General features: G+C 38.2%; 12 protein-coding genes. 6 read left to right on the top strand and 6 right to left on the bottom strand.

All coding sequences use genetic code 11. The annotated features are described in order from the left end of the window. Window positions 1–2: 2 nt before the first annotated feature. From B8967_RS01605 to B8967_RS01625, 5 genes are all read right to left on the bottom strand, one after another. On the bottom strand, window positions 3–2,798 hold the full coding sequence (locus B8967_RS01605; protein WP_084084065.1) for a TonB-dependent receptor: 2,796 nt from the start codon (window positions 2,796–2,798) through the stop codon (window positions 3–5). A 288-nt stretch (window positions 2,799–3,086) separates the two neighbouring features. Then, a complete protein-coding gene (locus B8967_RS01610) occupies window positions 3,087–5,033 on the bottom strand; it encodes a T9SS type A sorting domain-containing protein (RefSeq protein WP_084084067.1) in 1,947 nt (648 codons plus the stop codon). A 160-nt stretch (window positions 5,034–5,193) separates the two neighbouring features. After that, a complete protein-coding gene (locus tag B8967_RS01615; RefSeq protein ID WP_047495482.1) occupies window positions 5,194–6,372 on the bottom strand; it encodes an acyl-CoA dehydrogenase family protein in 1,179 nt (392 codons plus the stop codon). A 130-nt stretch (window positions 6,373–6,502) separates the two neighbouring features. Then, window positions 6,503–7,291, bottom strand: coding sequence for an NUDIX hydrolase (locus tag B8967_RS01620; protein ID WP_052188786.1), 789 nt, complete (start codon window positions 7,289–7,291; stop codon window positions 6,503–6,505). Between the two features lie 23 nt (window positions 7,292–7,314). After that, window positions 7,315–8,502 carry an MFS transporter gene (locus B8967_RS01625; protein ID WP_081989214.1) on the bottom strand — a complete coding sequence of 396 codons (1,188 nt, stop codon included), beginning with the start codon at window positions 8,500–8,502 and terminating at the stop codon, window positions 7,315–7,317. Between the two features lie 177 nt (window positions 8,503–8,679). On the opposite strand from B8967_RS01625, the gene B8967_RS01630 reads away from it, so the two are divergent. The 6 genes from B8967_RS01630 to B8967_RS01655 are packed head-to-tail and all read left to right on the top strand — an operon-like array spanning window position 8,680 to window position 19,162. Further along, the gene (locus B8967_RS01630; protein WP_084084069.1) at window positions 8,680–11,595 is read left to right on the top strand and encodes a SusC/RagA family TonB-linked outer membrane protein; all 2,916 of its coding nucleotides are present in this window, start codon (window positions 8,680–8,682) and stop codon (window positions 11,593–11,595) included. A 10-nt stretch (window positions 11,596–11,605) separates the two neighbouring features. Next, a complete protein-coding gene (locus tag B8967_RS01635) occupies window positions 11,606–13,135 on the top strand; it encodes a RagB/SusD family nutrient uptake outer membrane protein (protein ID WP_084084071.1) in 1,530 nt (509 codons plus the stop codon). 2 nt (window positions 13,136–13,137) lie between these two features. Then, window positions 13,138–14,562, top strand: coding sequence for a glycoside hydrolase family 30 protein (locus B8967_RS01640; RefSeq protein WP_084084072.1), 1,425 nt, complete (start codon window positions 13,138–13,140; stop codon window positions 14,560–14,562). A gap of 9 nt (window positions 14,563–14,571) precedes the next feature. Next, window positions 14,572–16,794, top strand: coding sequence for a glycoside hydrolase family 3 N-terminal domain-containing protein (locus tag B8967_RS01645; RefSeq protein ID WP_084084074.1), 2,223 nt, complete (start codon window positions 14,572–14,574; stop codon window positions 16,792–16,794). Window positions 16,795–16,844: 50 nt separating this feature from the next. Then, complete coding sequence (locus B8967_RS01650; RefSeq protein WP_228405975.1) at window positions 16,845–17,684, top strand: glycoside hydrolase family 16 protein; 840 nt, start codon at window positions 16,845–16,847, stop codon at window positions 17,682–17,684. Between the two features lie 38 nt (window positions 17,685–17,722). Next, a complete protein-coding gene (locus B8967_RS01655; protein WP_047495893.1) occupies window positions 17,723–19,162 on the top strand; it encodes a glycoside hydrolase family 30 protein in 1,440 nt (479 codons plus the stop codon). A gap of 86 nt (window positions 19,163–19,248) precedes the next feature. Here the strand turns inward: B8967_RS01655 and B8967_RS01660 are convergent, their stop codons facing one another. After that, window positions 19,249–20,058 (bottom strand): enoyl-ACP reductase FabI, encoded by an 810-nt coding sequence (locus B8967_RS01660; protein ID WP_047495453.1) that lies wholly within the window; start codon window positions 20,056–20,058, stop codon window positions 19,249–19,251. Window positions 20,059–20,092: the final 34 nt, after the last annotated feature.

The raw sequence follows: 20,092 nt of genomic DNA on the forward strand, positions 1-20,092 counted from the left end.
TTTTATAAATTGAAATTGATTTCCATTCCGAAATAAGGATCGTAAGCGCCTTTTCTATTGATGGTAAATCCGTTAACGGTATAAGGTGTATAATAACTGAAAAGCCTGTTGGCAAACATAGAAACTATAACGGCTTTATTCCTGAAGCTTTTCGAAACCTTTACATTAAGATTCATTTCCATAGGTCTTCTGGAGGTATTGTAGAGGTTTTCATTCTGAGCAATAATTAAACTTTCCAGGATAGTCCCTTTTGCCGTATCAGGATTAAAAGGAAGAATCGTTCCGTTCTGGTCCACATAATGGCTGGGAAGTCCGCTCATAGGAAACAATTTTCTCATGGAATACCATGAAAACTGGAATGAAGAAGAAAATACCAGGTCCAGCTTAGGAATATAAGTATCCAGCATCAGATTGGTATTGAGTACCTCATTGGCTGAATTCGGCTCCATTCCTTCATACAGTCCAAGATAAGGGTAGGGTCTTCCATTGATAAGTAAATCACGGCCTCTGTAAACAGGAAGGCTGTTGCCGTATTTTGTTCTGAACCAAGCTCCGTTAAGGGTAAACCTGGTGTTGATTACAGGAATCCTGTTAGATGAATATTGAAATTCCACGCCTTCTTTATCTACCTTGCTGCCATTGCGTTGTGTACCGTAAGTGAAATTCTCATCCATGATCTGATAGGGCAGTGTATGTACATCCGGTGGGGCAGTAATGGAAGTATGATCAATGGCAGACGTATCATATTTTTTATATTGATATACCGCATAGTTATTCATAGAGCGGAAAGCATTATTCATATTTTCCTTGAAAACAGTAATGGATAACTGATGAAAACCTAGGCTAAAATCCAGTCTTGCTTCGAACTTTTCATTCACAGCAGGTTCTATTTCCGCATTTTGAGGATTATAAATCATTGTTTTATAATGAACTCTTCTGTACTTCGGATTGCTGTGGAAGTAGTTGAGTTGCTGAATATCCTTATAAATGAGCTCCGGATATAAAAGATTAAGATCGGGAAATAAACTCTGTTTACCGTAGCCTACTGTTAATGAAAGTTTTGCTTTTTTATTCAGCCAGTCAAAAGAAGGAAGCTCCCACTGAAGGTTAGCTCTTGGATCTGCATAGATTTTTCCGTGCATCCTGAAATAAGAAGGAAGATTCATCATCGTATTTCCTCGTACTCCCAGCGCGAGACTAAGCTGATGTCTTCCTAAGTCTGCAGTAGTGATCGATTCCAGGAATACAGCAGATGTGCTATAAGCCGGAATATCACGATAAGCACGCGGTCTGTAAGTAGATTTTGGGTCTATGGGTCTGTATCGGTCAAATTGCTGTCCTTCGCCCCAGTTTTTACTCAGTTGCCAGTCAAATCCTGCATTGAGTTCATTTTTTACAGATTTAAAAGTAAACCCAAAGTTATTCACCATTTTTACAAATAAATCGAGGGGCTTACCATCTACCTGATAGTCGGAAATATATTGAGCTTTAGGATAATACCCATCGTATTCTCCTTCCGTTGTAGATAACGGAAAGGCTGTCGCATTTTCTAACTGGATGAATTTGGTTTGTTTTATTTTATCAAACCTTTGATTGACAGTTGCCTGAATTTCTGTTGACCTGTAGAATGATGGTTCGTTTTTGGTATAATTGAAAAGACTTGAGAGGCTGAAAAGGTGGTTGTTTACTTCATAAGAATTCAGCTCAGATAAATCGATGTCGGGATCGGATTTTGATCCATCCAGAGAGCCTGTATAGCTTATTGATGACTGCCATCTTGAAAATCCCTTGTCGTATTTCTTTTCCTTTACCAGAGATAGATTAGCGGTTATCCTTTTATAATTTTCCAGCTTATCCCTTGGGTCAGATTTAGCATTCAGGTAATCCAACCCTGCATTGATTTTCAGATCTTTTTCCTTGTTTTCAAAACCTTTACTTACGGCAAAAAGCTTAGCGTAGCCATCTGCCTTAAATCTGGCTTTCCATTTTGTATATCCTGATTTATTGGTGATTTTTACAATTCCTGAAGTCAGGTTTCCATATTGTACAGAAGGAATTCCACGCAGGACTTCTACACGTTCGATCTGATCTGTAGAAATGCTCCTCATATCTACACCGCTGTTAATGTTTAACCTTCGGGTTAATCCATTGTTGGTTTTATCCTGAAAATCATAAGTGTACTGAAGATTCGCTCCCGAATTTATGGGTGCTCCGTCTATAAGGAAGATTGTTCCCATAGATGAGGTATTATAATCGGAACCCGGTCTTCCGGTCTCGCGGAGACTGATCTTGTTGACCTGATTCAGGACGGGATCACCGGATCTTCCCCCGGGAAGCAGCTCCAAAAGATCAGTAAAACTTGAAGGTTGCAAATGCTGCATGGCCCGCTGACTGATTATAGAAGATGAGGTAAGACCTTTTCCTTCTTTAGCGGTAATGACAACCTCTTCTATGCTGTTAATTTTTTCTGTCAGCAGAATGAAAAAGGCAGTTGTCTTTGTAACATTTATATCGGAATTGTATTCACGATAACCATCTTTTTGAGTTTGAAGGGTATAAGAACCGGGAATGACATCTAATGTCAATACGCCTTTGGTATTGGTAACAGAGGAGTATCTGTTTTCACCGGATACAATATGAATTTCTGCTTTTTCAACAGGTTGAAGAGCTGTATTCTTTACTTCGAATGTAAGGGTGACATTTCTGTCCTGGGATTTGAATGTTGCTACATCAATGAAAAAAAAGAAAAAACTGGAAAAGAGAATTTTAAAAAGGACCTTGGAGTCGTTAGTTACCATCAAACATTATTCTTCCGGCAAAAGTAGGAGACTCAGTATAAAATCACTAATTTTATTTAGAATAATTTAAAATAATTGACAAATGTCATTTAGATAAAATGTATTAAAAATATAGTTTGAATAAGTATGTGAGGGGTTAAATTGAGCTTTTTTGCAAGATTTAAATATTATGGAATTATAATTTATGGGTGTAATTTTTGGATAATCCATAAAAAATGCACTTCATCCATCGTAAAATGAAGTGCATAAAATTAACTTGAAATGAATATGAAAATGGATTAAAGTGTGTTATAATTTTACTTTTTTGTGAATACTTTTCCCATTGGATAGAGTGAGCTGAACCACATACATTCCCGGATCTAAACTCCTCGATTCAAACTGTGGTTTATTAACTTCCTGTTGGAGAATTAATGCACCGGAAATAGAGTATATGCTGATCGTTTTAATATCATTCTGGGCTCTAGCCATAATCTGGCGGTTTTGCGTAAATAATTCGGTAGTGCTTTCGGATGGACGTTCTCCAACTGCTTTACTGAACTGCAGATTATAAAACGGAGTAACTACCTCAAAGGTATAATTTTGATGATCCAGATTTTGAAGGCTGATTCCACCATCTTCACGATATTGTTCCTGAGAAATTGTTTTGATCAGATTCTTCTTATCATCAAAAACATTGATAGAGGAAAGCTCCTCCTGATCAACTTTTAATTGTAGAAGGCCATTGTTTTCCGATTGTACAATCTCATTCTCTGCAACTACGGCAGGCGTATTTTTGACAAACGGAATCATTTTATTCTCATTGTTTTCTGATACTTTTAACAAATAGACTCCATCTTTTAAGGTGGTCAGGCTTTTTTCTGAAGCAGATCTGCCTGCTGCTTTTTTCTGATTGAAATCTGTGATTTCAACTAACTGCTTGTTTCCAAGATCCGGTTTTATCTGGGAGGAATACAATGGAGCGGCTTCGGCTGAAGAATTTCCTGCCTGTTTTGAAGTCAGGAAAGCCCATTCATTCAGAACTCCACCACTTCTAAGCGTATTAAATTTTACATTGGAAGCCAGAGTGAATGGAATTATTCCTCCCACATGCCCCAAAGGTCCCCAATATATAGCATCCAGTTTATATTTGTTCAGATCCCACCACGGATAATAGCCTCTCTGTACATCAATGGTTTTTGAAGTGTTTTCCGGTGGAATAGCCAGGTCTACTGTAGAGTGCCCCAATGTCATGGGTGTTTTATTGTACCAATCATAGACGTCTTTCGGTTTTAGACATTGTCTGAATCTGTGATTTGGATTGTTTGTAACTTCATTGACAAATGTATTGGTGAAAAGTTTTCTCCATATGACAGGGCCCCAAAGCAAACCTCCGTTATCCTGAACCACATGATAATTATATCTGTCCAGATATTCGGCTGAGATTACTTCCGAAATATCATTAGTATATGTTTTATATCCAGCGTTATTACAACTGTGAAGAACATTGGCCAAAAATGAGCTAAACGGATAGATATCTTTGTCTAAAACCCCTTTTTGTAAAGTGGTTCCGGACATATCATACGGCCCGTCGCCCATAAAAGCATATTTAAATTTTATATTTCCCGGATTGGAAATACTTAAGCTTTTTAATGTCGACATAGCTGCGTGGGCTCCCTGAGAGTAACCCGTCAGAAAATATTCATCATAACGTTTGAGGCCAAGCTGAGCAAGAACCTTGTTTGCTGCGGTGATGAAATCTATGGTGGCTCCTGCTTCCGTAGGATAATCTACGTAAGGATGTACACCGTCTCCACTTCCCATTCCTACATAATCAGGTGCCATTAGGATATACCCGTTGAGAACATAGGAGAGCTCCACAACGAATCCTGCCGTTAAAGCCCCTTTAAAATTAGAAGGTACATTATTTCTACTGTCTGTAGTCCCGTGCTCAGATACAACGGTTGAAAGCTTGAAATTGACGTTAGGATACATAAGAAGCCCTGTTGCTTTTACAAGGACATCTTTTTCGTTTTTGGTATAATAGGTTATTTTATATCCTTTTACTCCTACATTGAAACCATTGAGATAACTGACAAAGTCCGGAGCATTCTGTTCACCAAGATTATTGGCAATAAAATTAGCAACTCCCTGTGGAGTAAGATCCAGTTTTTTTTCTGCGCTTATGAGATCTCCTCTTTGCTGAGAAAAATAAAACGGAGCGGTAATGCCCAATAAAAAAGTTGTAATTTTTTTCATATTGATGTATTTATAATGGGATTAAGGTAATATTTTTAAGGAATTGATTAAAAAATTACGACATCAATAACTATTCAATGAATATAAATTCTCTTGAAAGTGAGTAATACAAAGAGCCTGACCAACTGGCCAGGCTCTTTTATTCTATTTTGTCTTTTATTTAAAAAGCGTTGATTCCCGTAATATCTAAACCGGTGATTAACAAATGAACGTCGTGAGTTCCTTCATAGGTAATTACAGATTCCAGATTGGCAGCGTGTCTCATCATTGGGAATTCACCCATGATTCCCATACCTCCAAGGATTTGTCTTGATTCTCTTGCGATATCAATAGCCATTTTCACATTGTTACGTTTAGCCATAGAGATCTGCGCAGGAGTCGCTTTATGTTCGTTTTTAAGATTTCCTAACTGAAGGCATAATAACTGTGCTTTTGTAATCTCAGTTAAGAATTCAGCCAATTTCTTCTGTTGAAGCTGGTAAGATCCGATAGGTTTACCAAACTGTTTTCTTTCTTTAGAATACTGAACCGCCGTACAGTGACAGTCGATAGCAGCACCAATTACACCCCATGAAATTCCATATCTTGCAGAATTAAGACAAGATAGAGGTCCTTTTAATCCTGTTACTCCCGGAAGTAAATTTTCTTTCGGAACTTTTACATCATTAAATACCAGTTCTCCTGTTTTTGAAGCTCTTAAACTCCATTTATTATGAGTCTCAGGAGTTGTGAAGCCTTCCATTCCTCTTTCAACGATTAATCCCTGTATTTTTCCTTCCTCATTTTTTGCCCATACTACGGCGATATCGCATAGAGGAGAATTGGTGATCCACATTTTAGCACCATTTAAAAGATAGTGGTCACCCATATCTTTAAAATAGGTCTCCATAGAACTTGGATCAGAACCATGATTAGGCTCAGTAAGTCCAAAAGATCCTATCATTTCTCCGGCAGCAAGCTTTGGAAGATATTTCATTTTTTGTTCTTCAGAACCGAATTCGTTTATAGGAAACATCACCAAAGAACTCTGTACTGAAGCAGCAGAACGTACTGCTGAATCTCCTCTTTCCAATTCCTGCATGATAAGACCATAAGAAATCTGATCTAATCCGGAACCGCCATACTCAACCGGGATATAAGGACCTAAAGCACCAATTTTTCCCAATTCTCTCATAAGGCCGGGAAGATCGGTGTGATTTTGAGCTGCCTGGTCAATCTGCGGCATTACATAACTTTCAACCCAGTCTCTTACAGATTGGCGGATCAGTTTATGTTCTTCAGTAAGTAAAGCATCAATTCCATAGTAATCAGGAATGCTTGTAAGAGGATAATATGACATGATTTTTTTGATTTTGTTAAAAATAGCATTTTTCGGGTGGTTAAAAAAATTTTTTTAAAAACTTAGATTAATGCTGATTTTCAGTAATATAGTGTTGTTTTTTTGATTTTTATAAAAGAATGCTCCTTTTTTATTCCTCCTCATCATTAGATATAGGGTACTGATTGGTAGAATTGTGGACTTCATTTTTGAATTTATACAGGTATGGAGCCTTATTAGCAGAGCCATCATAAAGTTTCTCCAGCCTGTCAAGGATATTTAAGCTTAAAATCTTCCGCTGAAAATTATTTCTTCGGAATTTCTGACCTAAAATAGTTTCATAGAGGGCCTGAAGGTCTTTCATGGTAAACTTTTCAGGAAGGAGATTACTGGCAGCTACTTCTGTATTGATGTTCATACGGAGATATTCCAAACCGGTTTCTATAATCCTGTCGTGATCGAAAGCCATTTTCGGTAATTTACTGACTTCAAACCATTCACAACTCTCATTGAATGCATCCGGAAAGGTATTGGCTACTGAGAAATCAATAAGACTGCAGTATCCCACTGTAATAAACCTCTGGAAAATCCAGTGGTCTTTTGGGACTTCAATTCCTTTGTTCTGAAGAAGGATCTGATGGACATTATTTTCTGTACGGTCAATTCTTCCAAAAGTATGAAACTGCTTTAAGAACAATCCTTTTAAGTGTGTTCTTTCAAACAGGACTCTTTCGGCAGCTTCCCGAAGATCTTCATCATTGAATACAAAACCACCGGGTAGTGACCACAAATCAAGATCATGATATTTCAGAAGCAATACTTTCAAAATATTATTATGGAATCCGAATATGGTGCAGTCTACAGATATATGAGCTACAAAATCTTTTGTATCAATAAGTTCCCGAAGGGTTTCTTTATTTTTTGTGTCTTTGATTTTCATGGGAGTAAAAATAAAATTATTTTCTATATTTTCTTTTTAGATACTTTAAAATAAAACAAACTAATCATAAAAAGCACAATTACAGAGCATAATATGTATAAAGGATAGAAATGTAAGAGTTGTTTTCCAAAAAGGACAGCCATGATGATAGAGCTTACAGAGCTGCCTAAAGAAGAGAATATGACGATGAGTGAAGTAAAAAGATTTACTTTCTCTTTATCGGTCTGGGCAATCATTTTTGAATTAATAACAGGGTAGAGGGGTGATAAAAACAACCCGATAACCGGAAACAAAAACAGCAGCAGGCTTGAATTTTCCGAACCAAAATACTGTATGCCGACAATGGCTATAAGAATGGCAAGGATTAAAAATATACATGAAATATAATAACCGGGTAATGAAAACCTTCTGATAATATTGGCGGTTACAGTTCTTCCGGCGTAAGAAAAAAGTGCCAGGAAAGACGTAGCCTGAAGGGCAAAAAATGAATTAACCTTTAGGTGGTTTTTATAGAATGACGGAAGCCATGAGTTGAATCCCTGTTCCACAAATACGATAAAGAATACGACTCCCAGAAAGAGCAGTACCTGTGGGGTGGCAAATCCCGATAATTCGGAGATCATCCCTTTATTTTCCTGTTGCTTTGCCTCTGAAATATCAGCTTTTGCAAATAAAATAATGGTGATGATGCAGACCAGTGCTATAAGTAAGAATCCAAATTTCCAGAATTGGGAATAGGAGCTTGAAATCAGCCAGCCGAAACCTGTATTGACTACAAATATTCCAATCATAAAGGAAGCTTCCACATTATTCATGGTTTTAGCCAGCGATTTTTCATCTGAGATATTATTCCGGATAATTCCAAAAACACAAATTTTACCGATAGCAAAACATGCCCCAATGATGGCAAACCATAATTTATAAAACCAAAATACTTCAATAAACGGGAGAAGGCAGGAACATATTCCTACAATACTCAAAGCCATAATTAATGCTTTTTTCGTTCCTGTTTTATTAATGAAACCTACGGCAAACAGAGAAATGAATGCGATAGGTAAATCCTTGAATGATTCCAGAAGTCCCAGTTCACTGTAGGTAATTTTAGCCTCAGAAAGCTGAAGAATAATAAGCCCCATGCAATTCAATACCATCGAAAAAATAAGAAAAGTCAATTTTAACGGAAGAGAAATATTGGAAAGCTTGACGGTCATTTTGGGGATTAATTTTATTAGGTTTTTATTACTTTTTATGAAATATTAGTGCGAAGATAACGCTTCTAACCCTTAAAAATAAACGAAAAATTAAAATATTTATTAATGTAATGTTAATTAATTGAAAAAAAATATATTTTTATTGTCTCAATTTGAGAATTAAAATAATAACTGTATATGAATGTAAGAATATCAAGAAGCTTAGGGTTGGTTGCCGTCCTCTATTTTACGGCCAACTTCAGTGCCCAGACTAAGGTGAAGGACACGCTTTCTAAAGAAAACAAAATAGACGAGATCGTAATGATCGGTTACGGTAGTCAGAAAAAAAGTAATGTAACCGGAGCTATATCCAGTGTAAGGGCCAAGGATATTGAAGATATTCCTTCTGGTAAGCCGGAACAGGTTCTTCAGGGAAGGGCAGCCGGAGTTTCTGTAGTTACCAATTCCGGGCAGCCGGGATCTGCAGCGACAGTAAGAGTTCGTGGTGTAACCAGCTTTGGAGCCGGAAGTAATGATCCTTTATGGGTAGTGGACGGTATTGTGGTAGATAATATTGCATGGCTTAACCAGTCGGATATAGAGAATATAGAAATTCTGAAAGACGGTGCATCCTCTGCTATCTATGGTGTTTCCGCAGCGAAAGGAGTTATCCTGGTAACGACTAAGAAGGGAAGGAAGGGTAAGATGAACTTAAGCTATAATGGTTTTTATGGTGTAGGATCAGCTGCCAAGAAACTTGATCTTCTGAACGCCAGCCAGTATGGAACAATTATCAACGAAGCTCTGACCAATGCAGGAAAAGACCCAAGGTTCACCAACCCTCAATCTTTTGGTGCCGGAACAGACTGGCAGGATGTCGCCTTTAATACAGCTGAAAGAATGTCTCATGAGTTCAGTATCAGTGGTGGAAATGATAAATCAACTTTTTATTCTTCATTTGGCTATTATGAGCAGGACGGAATTGTCCTGAGAGATATTTCCAATTATAAAAGAATGAATGTTAGGTTAAATTCCACGCATAAAGTCTTCGATTTTCTTACCATTGGGCAGACCTTATCGTATACCCACCAAAAGACCAAAGGTATTAATGCCAATGATGAGTATGGAGGTCCTTTAAGCTCTGTGATCAACCTTGATCCTATAACACCTGTAGTGGTGACAGACCCTGCTTTACTGAATACAAGCCCGTATAACAACTCCGGACTTTCTCCTTACCTGATCAGGGATGCTTTCGGAAATCCATACGGAGTATCTACTATTGTGGAAAATGAAATGACCAATCCACTGGCATTCAGACAGACGCAGCTGGGAAAATACAACTGGTCAGATGATTTTGTAGCCAATGTGTTTGCGGAACTGAAGTTTCTGGATCATTTTACATTCAAAACGACATTAAACGGTAAACTTTCCTATTGGGGCAAAGAGCAGTTTACCCCTAAATACTATCTGAATACCAACTCCAGAAATACTGTTTTCAACAGCTTTTTGAGAGAGAGTAACAGAAAGCTGGAATGGAATACTGAAAATACATTGACCTATCAGAATAAATGGGGAGCGCATAGCTTAAGTGTATTGATAGGCCAGGGGGCTTACTACTATAATATTGGCTCAGGAAACAATACGACTTATATCAATCTTCCGATTAATAGCTGGGAAGATGCTTCTTTCAACTTTGATGTTCCTCAGGAGAACCGTTCTACCGTTGCCAATGATGGGGTTCAGACCCATAAAGCATCATATTTTGCAAGGGTGATCTATGATTACGAAGACAAATACCTTTTTACGGGAACAATCCGTAGAGATGGGTCTTCTAAATTTGCAAAAGGGCAGCACTGGGGAAATTTCCCGGCATTTTCATTGGGATGGAACGTTTCTAATGAGAACTTCTGGCCTGAAAATAAAATTGTAAACACGTTAAAATTTAGAGGAGGCTACGGTGTTTTAGGAAATGATGCCATCGAGAACTTCAGATTTGCCAATTTCCTTAAATCAGGAAGCAACTATACCTATGGTGACAATAATATTGTCATCGGATACGCTCCAACAACTTTGGAAAACCCGAATCTTCGATGGGAAGAAACCTCACAGCTGAATATTGCTGCAGATTTGAAACTATTGCAGGATTTCACTTTAACGGTAGACTGGTTTAAAAAGAAGACAACAGATATCCTTCGCCAGGTAGATATTCCCGGGTATGTGGGAGCTCCCGAAAGACCGTGGAGAAATGTTGGAGATATGGATAATACCGGAGTAGAGATCGCTTTAGGATATAAAAAGAACTGGAATGACTTCGGAATTTCTGTTAATGGGAATTTCTCCTATTTAAAGAATGAGGTAACCAGACTTGAGGATGATAAAATTTATGAAAATTTTGCTACATTCCAGTCTATGGGACCTGTGACAAGATTCCAGGTAGGATCACCATATGGTGCTTTTTTTGGATATAAAAATGCAGGTATTTTCCAGACGCAGGCAGAAATTGATGCCTATAGAAATGCCAATGGCGATCTGATTCAGCCTGGTGCTAAACCTGGTGATTTTAGAAGAACGGATGTGAATGGTGATGGTAAAATCAGTGATGAAGATTACGAATATTTAGGAAGTTCCGTACCCAAATTTACATATGGGCTTACCGTGAATCTTAACTATAAAAATGTAGACCTGATGATATTTGCTCAGGGACAAGGTGGAAATAAAATTTTCCAGGGATTAAGAAGACTTGACCTATTCTACAGCAATTACCAGACTACAATTCTGGACAGATGGACAGGCCCGGGTACTTCGAATACTGTGGCAAGACTGGATGCTAACGACGATAATAAAAACTATACGAAAATGTCCGATTATTATCTTCAGGATGGAGGGTTTATGAGGATTAAGCTGGTACAGCTGGGATATACCTTACCGGGAGATGTTTCCAAACGCTTCGGGGCCAATAAGATCAGATTTTACGTAACAGGGGAAAACCTGTTTACATTTACAAAGTACACAGGATATGATCCTGAAATTGCAGTAAATGATTCTTACGGTATCGATAGAGCTTACTATCCGCAAGCCAGAACATTCTTATTTGGAGCTAACATTCAATTCTAAAAAAAACAACATGAAAAACAGATTCTATAAAACAATATTATTAGTCGTTCTTACATCAGGGATCGGATTCAGTTCCGTTTCATGTGGTGATGAATTCATCGAAGATGTACAGAATAAAGGAGCTTTTGACTCCAATAACTATTTCCAGAATGAAGAGCAGTCTTTCAGTGCTTTGGTATCGGTATATGATCTTCTCAGAAAATATTCCGGAGGTTTTGAAAATACAGTAACTTTCTTTAATGCAGGTTCTGATGATTTCTATTCAGGAGGAGGAAGCCCTACAGACGGCGCCGGTATACAAAGTTTTTCTAACTTTTCCATTGATCAGATATCGGTTCCTAAAACCTACTGGAATGATTTTTACCAGGGAATTGCCAGAGCCAATCTTTTGATTCAGCGTATTCCTGATGCTAAAATGAATGACCAGACCAGAAACAGGTTCATTGCTGAAGCTAAAACACTAAGAGCATTGTATTATTTTGAACTTCTGAAGATGTTCGGAAATATTCCTTTGATTCTAAAACCTATTACGGCTACAGACGATTATTATAATATTCCTCAGGCAGACCCTCAGGCTGTTTACAGCCAGATTGAATCTGATATTGAGGCTTCCATTAATGATCTTCCGTTAGCTATAGCTCCTACCAACAAAGCTGAGGTGGGAAGGATCAGTCAGGGAACAGCACGGGCTATTCTGGGTAAGATATATCTGTATAACAATAAAAAAGCTCAGGCTGCAGCTCAATTTGCAGAGGTAAACGGAACGCCGGGGCAGTTCAGTCAATATGGTTATAAATTAGTAGCCAACTACGACGACCTGTGGAAGGCTGGAAATAAATTTACCTCAGAATCTATTCTTGAAGTTATGCACACCAATAAAGGAAATTCCGACTGGCCTTTCTGGGGACAGGGGAAAGATGAGGGGAATTCTATATGCATCATGATCGGGCCAAGAGGATATGACAGGCTGAAGACTTCAGCACCGGATATTGTATCCGGTTGGGCTTTTAATACTGCCACTGAAGATCTTTACAATTTCATGGCCAGTGATCCAAGGGTAAAATCTACTATATTGAATGCAAAACAACTGGCTGCTAATGGTGAGATTAAATATTCTCCGGCTCATAACGATACAGGCTATTTTCTGAATAAATATCTCCCTTCAAGAGACGAAGTATCTAACCTTCCGGGAGCTCCGGAGCTTAATTACAGCAGAAATTACATCGTAATAAGACTTGCAGATACTTATCTTATGGAAGCAGAAGCACTTAATGGTTCAGGAGCAAGAGCCCAGGCGTTACTGGATGCTGTAAGAGCCAGAGTTGGTTTGTCGTCAGTTCCGGTTTCCCTGCAGGCAGTAAAAGATGAACGAAGAAGAGAACTGGCTGGGGAAGGACACCGTTGGTTCGATCTTGTAAGATGGGGAGATGCGCCGTCCAAATTGGCATCAAGAGGTTTCAAGGCTAACAGGAATGAGCTTTTACCTATTCCTTATAACGAACTTCTTAATACACTGATCAAGCAAAACCCAGGCTATTAAACATGAAGTTTCACAACTTATATAGTTTCTTTAGAGGTACCGCACTACTTTGTGGTGTGGTACTTTTTCCTTTATCCTGCACATCGGTTGCTGAGGTTAAAGGCGATGAGGTCCAGTATTGGCTGACAAAAGGCGATGAAAGCGTAAAATTACAGCTTCAGACTCCTTTCAAATTTGGAAATGGTTCCAATAATGATCAAAATATTGAAATTGATGGTTCTCAAAAGTTTCAATATGTTGATGGATTTGGATATACATTGACAGGGGGAAGTGTGGAAGTGATCAACCGGCTATCACCTTCAAAAAGAAAAGCTCTACTCAATGAGGTTTTTGGAAACGATAAAAATTCGATTTCTGTAAGCTATTTAAGGTTAAGTATAGGAGCTTCAGATCTTGATGGTGAGGTATTTTCTTATGATGACCTTCCGGAAGGGCAGACGGATGCCAGTCTTTCAAAATTCAGTCTGGCAAAGGATAAAGCTCTGATTGCTATGTTAAAAGAAATCTTAGCTATTAATCCTAAAATTAAGATCATTGCAGCGCCGTGGTCTGCCCCGGTGTGGATGAAGGATAATGGAAAATCAAAAGGAGGAAATTTACAACCTGAATTCTATGGTGTTTATGCCCGGTATTTTGTAAAGTATATTCAGGAAATGAAGAAAGAGGGGATTCATATTGATGCGGTTACGCCTCAGAACGAACCTCTGCATCCGGGAAATAATCCCAGTTTATATATGCCATCTGAGCAGCAAAGAGACTTTATCAAAAATCATTTAGGTCCGGAATTTAAAACAAATCAAATCCATACTAAAATTGTAGTCTATGACCATAATTGTAATAAACCCGAGTATGCCATTGACATTCTGAAAGATCCTGATGCGTATCGATATATTGACGGGTCTGCTTTTCATTTATATGAAGGTGAAATCTCTGCTTTAAGTACTGTGCACGATGCTTTCCCTGATAAAAATCTGTATTTTACGGAGCAGTGGACCGGTGCAAAGGGAACTTTTAATGAAGACCTGAACTGGCATACAAAAAATGTGATCATCGGTTCTATGAGAAACTGGAGTAAAATAGCTCTGGAATGGAACCTGGCAAATGATCCTCAGTATAAACCCCATACAGATGGCGGATGTACAGAATGTAAGGGAGCAATTACCGTATCTGACAGTGAAAATTTCACAAGAAATGTTTCCTACTATATTATTGCACACGCTTCGAAATTTGTTCCTGCAGGTTCTCAGCGTATCGCTTCCACACAGACCGATAAACTTTCCACAGTAGCTTTTAAGACTCAATTTGGGAAAATAGTTTTAATTGTTCAGAACGATAATCAAGCAGATGAAAATTTTAATATTAAATTTGCCGGGAAAACCGCTGCTGCAACAATTTCAGGACGTTCTACAGCAACCTTTATTTTTTAATTTGATATCATGAAAAGAGTTTATTTCTTACTGGCATTTTCCACATTGGGAATGAGCACTTACGGACAGAAAACAATTGATCAGAAAGTAGCAGAGCTGCTGGCTAAAATGACCCTTGAAGAAAAAGTAGGACAGATGGTTCAGTATAGTGGTTTCGAATATGCTACAGGACCTCAGCAGTCTAATTCTGCAGCTGTTTTAGAGGAAATTAAAAAAGGTAAAGTAGGTTCCATGCTGAATGTGGCAGGATCGGAAGAAACCCGGGCATTTCAGAAACTGGCAATGCAGTCGAGACTGAAAATTCCTTTGCTATTCGGACAGGACGTTATCCATGGATACCGTACTACTTTTCCTGTGAATCTGGGACAGGCGGCAAGCTGGGATCTGGGAATGATAGAAAAATCAGAAAGAATCGCAGCTACGGAAGCGGCTGCTTATGGTATTCACTGGACATTTGCGCCAATGGTGGATATCGCCAGAGATCCGAGATGGGGAAGGGTAATGGAAGGTTCTGGTGAAGATACTTACCTGGGAACAAAAATAGGATTAGCAAGGATTAAAGGATTTCAGGGCAGAGGTTTGGGAAGTCTTGATGCCGTAATGGCCTGTGCAAAACATTTTGCAGCATACGGAGCGGCTGTAGGTGGGAGAGATTATAATTCTGTAGATATGAGCCTCAGACAGCTGAATGAAACTTATCTTCCACCATTCAAAGCTGCTGCAGAAGCGGGAGTAGCTACTTTTATGAATTCCTTTAATGACATTAACGGAATTCCGGCTACAGCCAACCAATATATACAGAGAGACCTTTTAAAGGGAAAATGGAATTATAAAGGTTTTGTAGTTTCAGATTGGGGAAGCATTGGGGAAATGATTCCTCACGGCTATGCCAGAGATGCTAACGAAGCCGCAGAAAAAGCTATACAGGGAGGAAGTGATATGGATATGGAAAGCCGTGTATACATGGCACAACTTCCCAAACTGGTTAAAGAAGGAAAAGTAGATGCAAAACTGGTAGATGATGCCACAGGGAGAATTTTAACCAAAAAATTTGAAATGGGTCTTTTCGATGATCCTTACCGATTCAGCAATGAAAAAAGGCAGAAAGAACAAACCGACAATCAGGAGAATAGAAAATTCGGAAGAGAATTTGGTTCCAAAAGTATTGTTCTTCTTAAAAATCAGGGGAATATTCTTCCGCTTTCAAAAACGGTAAAAACGGTTGCTTTGATTGGTCCTTTTGCTAAAGAAACTGTAGCCAATCACGGATTTTGGTCTATTGCTTTCAAAGATGATAACCAAAGAATCGTTTCACAATTTGATGGAATTAAAAATCAACTCGATAAAAACTCCACTTTAATGTATGCAAAGGGCTGTAATGTGGATGATCAGGATAAAAGTCAGTTTTCGGAAGCAGTAGAGACTGCAAAAAAAGCTGATGTTGTCATTATGACATTGGGGGAAGGCCATGCGATGAGCGGCGAAGCAAAAAGCAGAAGCAATATCGGGTTTACAGGCGTTCAGGAAGATTTATTGAAAGAAATTGCCAAAACAGGAAAACCTATTATTTTGATGGTTAATGCCGGAAGGCCTCTGATTTTCAACTGGGCATCAGACAATATTCCTGCGATTATGTACACATGGTGGCTCGGAACGGAAGCAGGAAACTCTATTGCAGATGTTCTGTTTGGTACCGTAAATCCTGGAGGAAAACTTCCGATGAGCTTTCCGAGAACAGAAGGGCAGATCCCTGTATACTATAATCATTTTAATACGGGAAGACCTGCGAAAAATAATACAGACAGAAACTATGTTTCCGCCTATATAGACCTTGATAATGATCCGAAATATCCGTTTGGATATGGCCTGAGCTATACAGATTTTAAATACTCTGATATGATTTTAAGCGCAGTAAGCCTTACCGGAAATCAGACACTGAACATTAGTGTTACCGTTTCCAATACAGGGAAATATGATGGTGAAGAAGTGGTACAGCTTTATATCAGAGATCTTTTCGGAAAAGTAGTGAGACCTGTGAAGGAACTGAAGGGCTTTCAGAAAATATTCATCAAAAAGGGAGAAAGCAAAAAAGTAGATTTTAAGCTGACACCTGAAGAACTGAAATTTTTTGATGAGGATCTGAACTTTGACTGGGAAAGTGGGGAATTTGATATAATGATCGGAACCCATTCTCAAAATGTTCAGACAAAAAGAATTAATTGGGTGAAATAAGCTCAATTCGATAGGAACGGGTTTTAGCCCGCTTAGTAAAATGTCAGAAAATGGCTTTAGCCGAAACAAACCTAATCCATATGAACCTCAAAGCTAAAAGTATTATCAAAATATGTACAGTAGGAGCTTTCTTCCTTTCTGTTGTCAATTGTGCTTCAAACATACCGGATTCTGGCAGAACCCTTATATGGAATGATGAATTTAATGGTAAAGGACTTCCGGATTCATTAAAATGGAATTATGATACCGGAGGGGGCGGTTTTGGAAATGAGGAAGCTCAGTTTTATACTAAAAACCGGCTTGAGAATGTCAGAATGGAAAAAGGAAATCTCATCATTGAAGCTAAAAAAGAAAATTGGGAAAACAATAAATATACTTCTGCAAGACTTTTAACCAAAGGAAAATTTGCTTTTCAGTATGGAACAATAGAAGTCAGAGCAAAACTTCCCAAGGGCCGCGGAACATGGCCGGCAATCTGGATGATGAGCGAAAATATGAAAAAATGGCCGGATGATGGTGAACTGGATATCATGGAGCACGTGGGTTTTAATCAGGGGTATGTACATGCTTCTGTTCACACTAAAAAATACAACCATATTCAGGGAACACAGAAAACGGACACCCTGTTTGTAAAGGATGTAAGTGAAACGTTCCATGTCTATAAAGCAGACTGGACACCGGAAAAAATAGACGTTTATATAGATGAACGCAAATTTTTCACCTACGAAAATAAAGAAAAAAATTATGGAGCATGGCCGTTTGACCAGCCTTACTTCATTATTTTAAATCTAGCAGTAGGAGGAATGTGGGGTGGAAAAGAGGGGATTGATGATCTTGTTTTTCCACAGAAGTATTACATAGACTATGTAAGAGTCTATCAAAATAAATAGCGAAAATGAGGACGATAAGTCCAAAAACAGAAAAAAATATGAGAAAACTAATTGTAAGCTGTTTTGTTGTAGGTGTTGTTTTCAATGCCAATGCGCAAAACTATTGGAAGAAAAATGAAGGAAAAACAGCTAAAGTAATTCTTACCAATTCTAAGGTCAATGAAAAAATGACCGATAAAGGATCTGTAAAGTTTGAAAAATTCGGACAGCCTAAGGAAACGGAAGCCTGTATTTTTGTGGCTCCCAGTTTTAAATATCAAAAATTAATAGGAATAGGAGGGGCGATCACTGATGCTTCGGCTGAAACTTTTTACAAAATGCCTAAAAATAAGCAGAAAGAAATTTTAGACGCTTATTTTGGTAAAGATGGATTGGGATATACCGTGGTACGTACCAATATGAACTCCTGTGATTTTTCCAGCGACTCTTATACCTATGTGGCAGATAATGATACTTCTCTGAAGTCTTTCAATATTGCCCATGACGAAAAGTATAAGATTCCTATGATTAAAGAAGCGAAAAATGCGATAGGCAATAACTTTACCTTTTATTTTTCTCCCTGGAGTCCACCTGCCTGGATGAAGTCTAATAAGAGTTTATACAAAGGCGGAAGACTGGAAAATCAGTATTATCAAACCTGGGCAGATTATTATATCCAATTCATCAAAGAATATGAGAAAAGAGGTATTAATGTGTGGGGATTAACTGTTCAGAATGAGCCTATGGCAACACAAAGCTGGGAATCATGTATCTACACAGCAGAAGAGGAAGGTGAATTTCTGAAAAACAATCTGGGACCTACCCTTTGGAAAAATGGATATAAAGATAAAAAAGTAATGATCTGGGATCATAACAGAGATCTGATCTATCAAAGAGCAACCACCACCCTGAGTGATCCTGAAACTTCAAAATATGCTCATGGAATTGGATATCACTGGTATGAAACATGGAATAATAAAACCCAGCTTTTTGATAATTTAGCAGAAACCCACAGAGCTTTTCCAGATAAATTTCTGGCGTTTACCGAAGGCTGTAAAGAACAGTTCAAAATGGATCAGATCTATGATGTAAGCTTAGGTGAGCTGTACGGGAAAAATATGCTTAACGACTTCAACAAAGGAAATGCATTATGGACAGACTGGAATATCCTGCTGGATGAAACCGGAGGCCCTAATCATAAAGGAAATTTCTGCTTTGCCCCAATTATTGCAGATACCAAAACCGGAGAAGTACATTATACCTATGAATATTACTACGTAGGACATGTATCAAAATTTATTAAACCAAATGCCCAGAGAATCGGAAGTTCTTCTAACAGAGCTGCCCTTACGTCTACTGCTTTCATGAATCAAAACGGACAACTGGTAACCGTAATTATGAATGATTCAGACAATGATATCGACACAAATCTGTGGATAGAAGGAATGGCTGCCAAACTGAATGCACCTGCCCATTCTATACAGACTGTAATTTTATAACTTCATATTAATATTATTTTTAACGGAATCGGCGGCCTCTTTGAGGCCGCCGATTCTTATTTTATAAGTAAAAATAATATTCTTAATTATTCAACATCATACTTGCTGATTACTTTCTGAGTAACCCCTGAGCTGCTGAAACCACCATCATGGAAAAGGTTCTGCATAGTTACTTTTTGAGTAAGGTCAGAGAATAAAGTTACACAATAGTTAGCACAGTCAAGAGCTGTAGCATTTCCTAGTGGAGACATATCTTCAGCATATCCAAGGAAACCTCCGAAACCTTTTACACCACTACCTGCCGTAGTAGGGGTAGGTGACTGAGAAACTGTGTTTACACGTACTTTTCTCGCTCCCCAGTAATTACCGAAAGTTCTTGCAATACTTTCAAGATAAGCTTTGTTATCAGACATATCATTATAATCAGGGAAAGTTCTCTGAGCTGCAATATAAGTAAGGGCCAAAATACTTCCCCACTCATTCATACAGTCTTTCTCCCAAGCTACACGCATTACTTTATGGAAAGAAACAGCTGAAATATCCCAACCTTTTTCTAACCAGTCATAATTCATTTCAGTATAATGTTTTCCTTTTCTTACATTTACGGACATGCCTATAGAGTGAAGGATAAAATCTATTTTCCCGAATTTTGCTGTCGCAGCATCAAAAAGCTTTTCAAGGTCTTCTATAGAAGTAGCATCTGCAGCTATCACTTCAGAACCTGTTTTTTCTGCTAACCCATTAAGCTCTCCCATTCTCAAAGCGATAGGAGCGTTAGATAAGATGAATTCCGCACCTTCTTCATGACATCTTTCAGCAACTTTCCATGCGATAGATTGTTCATTAAGGGCTCCAAAAATAATCCCCTTTTTGCCTTTAAGTAAACCGTATGACATAATTTTTTAATGTTTATTGAAATACAAATGTAGC

This window comes from Chryseobacterium sp. YR221 (genome assembly GCF_900176315.1).
In the GTDB taxonomy this organism is placed as follows: domain Bacteria; phylum Bacteroidota; class Bacteroidia; order Flavobacteriales; family Weeksellaceae; genus Chryseobacterium; species Chryseobacterium rhizosphaerae.

Excerpts from the sequence above, each read along its gene's own strand:
- B8967_RS01605 (WP_084084065.1), bottom strand. The coding sequence starts at position 2,798 with ATGGTAACTAACGACTCCAAGGTCCTTTTTAAAATTCTCTTTTCCAGT.
- B8967_RS01610 (WP_084084067.1), bottom strand. The coding sequence starts at position 5,033 with ATGAAAAAAATTACAACTTTTTTATTGGGCATTACCGCTCCGTTTTAT.
- B8967_RS01615 (WP_047495482.1), bottom strand. The coding sequence starts at position 6,372 with ATGTCATATTATCCTCTTACAAGCATTCCTGATTACTATGGAATTGAT.
- B8967_RS01620 (WP_052188786.1), bottom strand. The coding sequence starts at position 7,291 with ATGAAAATCAAAGACACAAAAAATAAAGAAACCCTTCGGGAACTTATT.
- B8967_RS01625 (WP_081989214.1), bottom strand. The coding sequence starts at position 8,502 with ATGACCGTCAAGCTTTCCAATATTTCTCTTCCGTTAAAATTGACTTTT.
- B8967_RS01630 (WP_084084069.1), top strand. The coding sequence starts at position 8,680 with ATGAATGTAAGAATATCAAGAAGCTTAGGGTTGGTTGCCGTCCTCTAT.
- B8967_RS01635 (WP_084084071.1), top strand. The coding sequence starts at position 11,606 with ATGAAAAACAGATTCTATAAAACAATATTATTAGTCGTTCTTACATCA.
- B8967_RS01640 (WP_084084072.1), top strand. The coding sequence starts at position 13,138 with ATGAAGTTTCACAACTTATATAGTTTCTTTAGAGGTACCGCACTACTT.
- B8967_RS01645 (WP_084084074.1), top strand. The coding sequence starts at position 14,572 with ATGAAAAGAGTTTATTTCTTACTGGCATTTTCCACATTGGGAATGAGC.
- B8967_RS01650 (WP_228405975.1), top strand. The coding sequence starts at position 16,845 with ATGGCTTTAGCCGAAACAAACCTAATCCATATGAACCTCAAAGCTAAA.
- B8967_RS01655 (WP_047495893.1), top strand. The coding sequence starts at position 17,723 with ATGAGAAAACTAATTGTAAGCTGTTTTGTTGTAGGTGTTGTTTTCAAT.
- B8967_RS01660 (WP_047495453.1), bottom strand. The coding sequence starts at position 20,058 with ATGTCATACGGTTTACTTAAAGGCAAAAAGGGGATTATTTTTGGAGCC.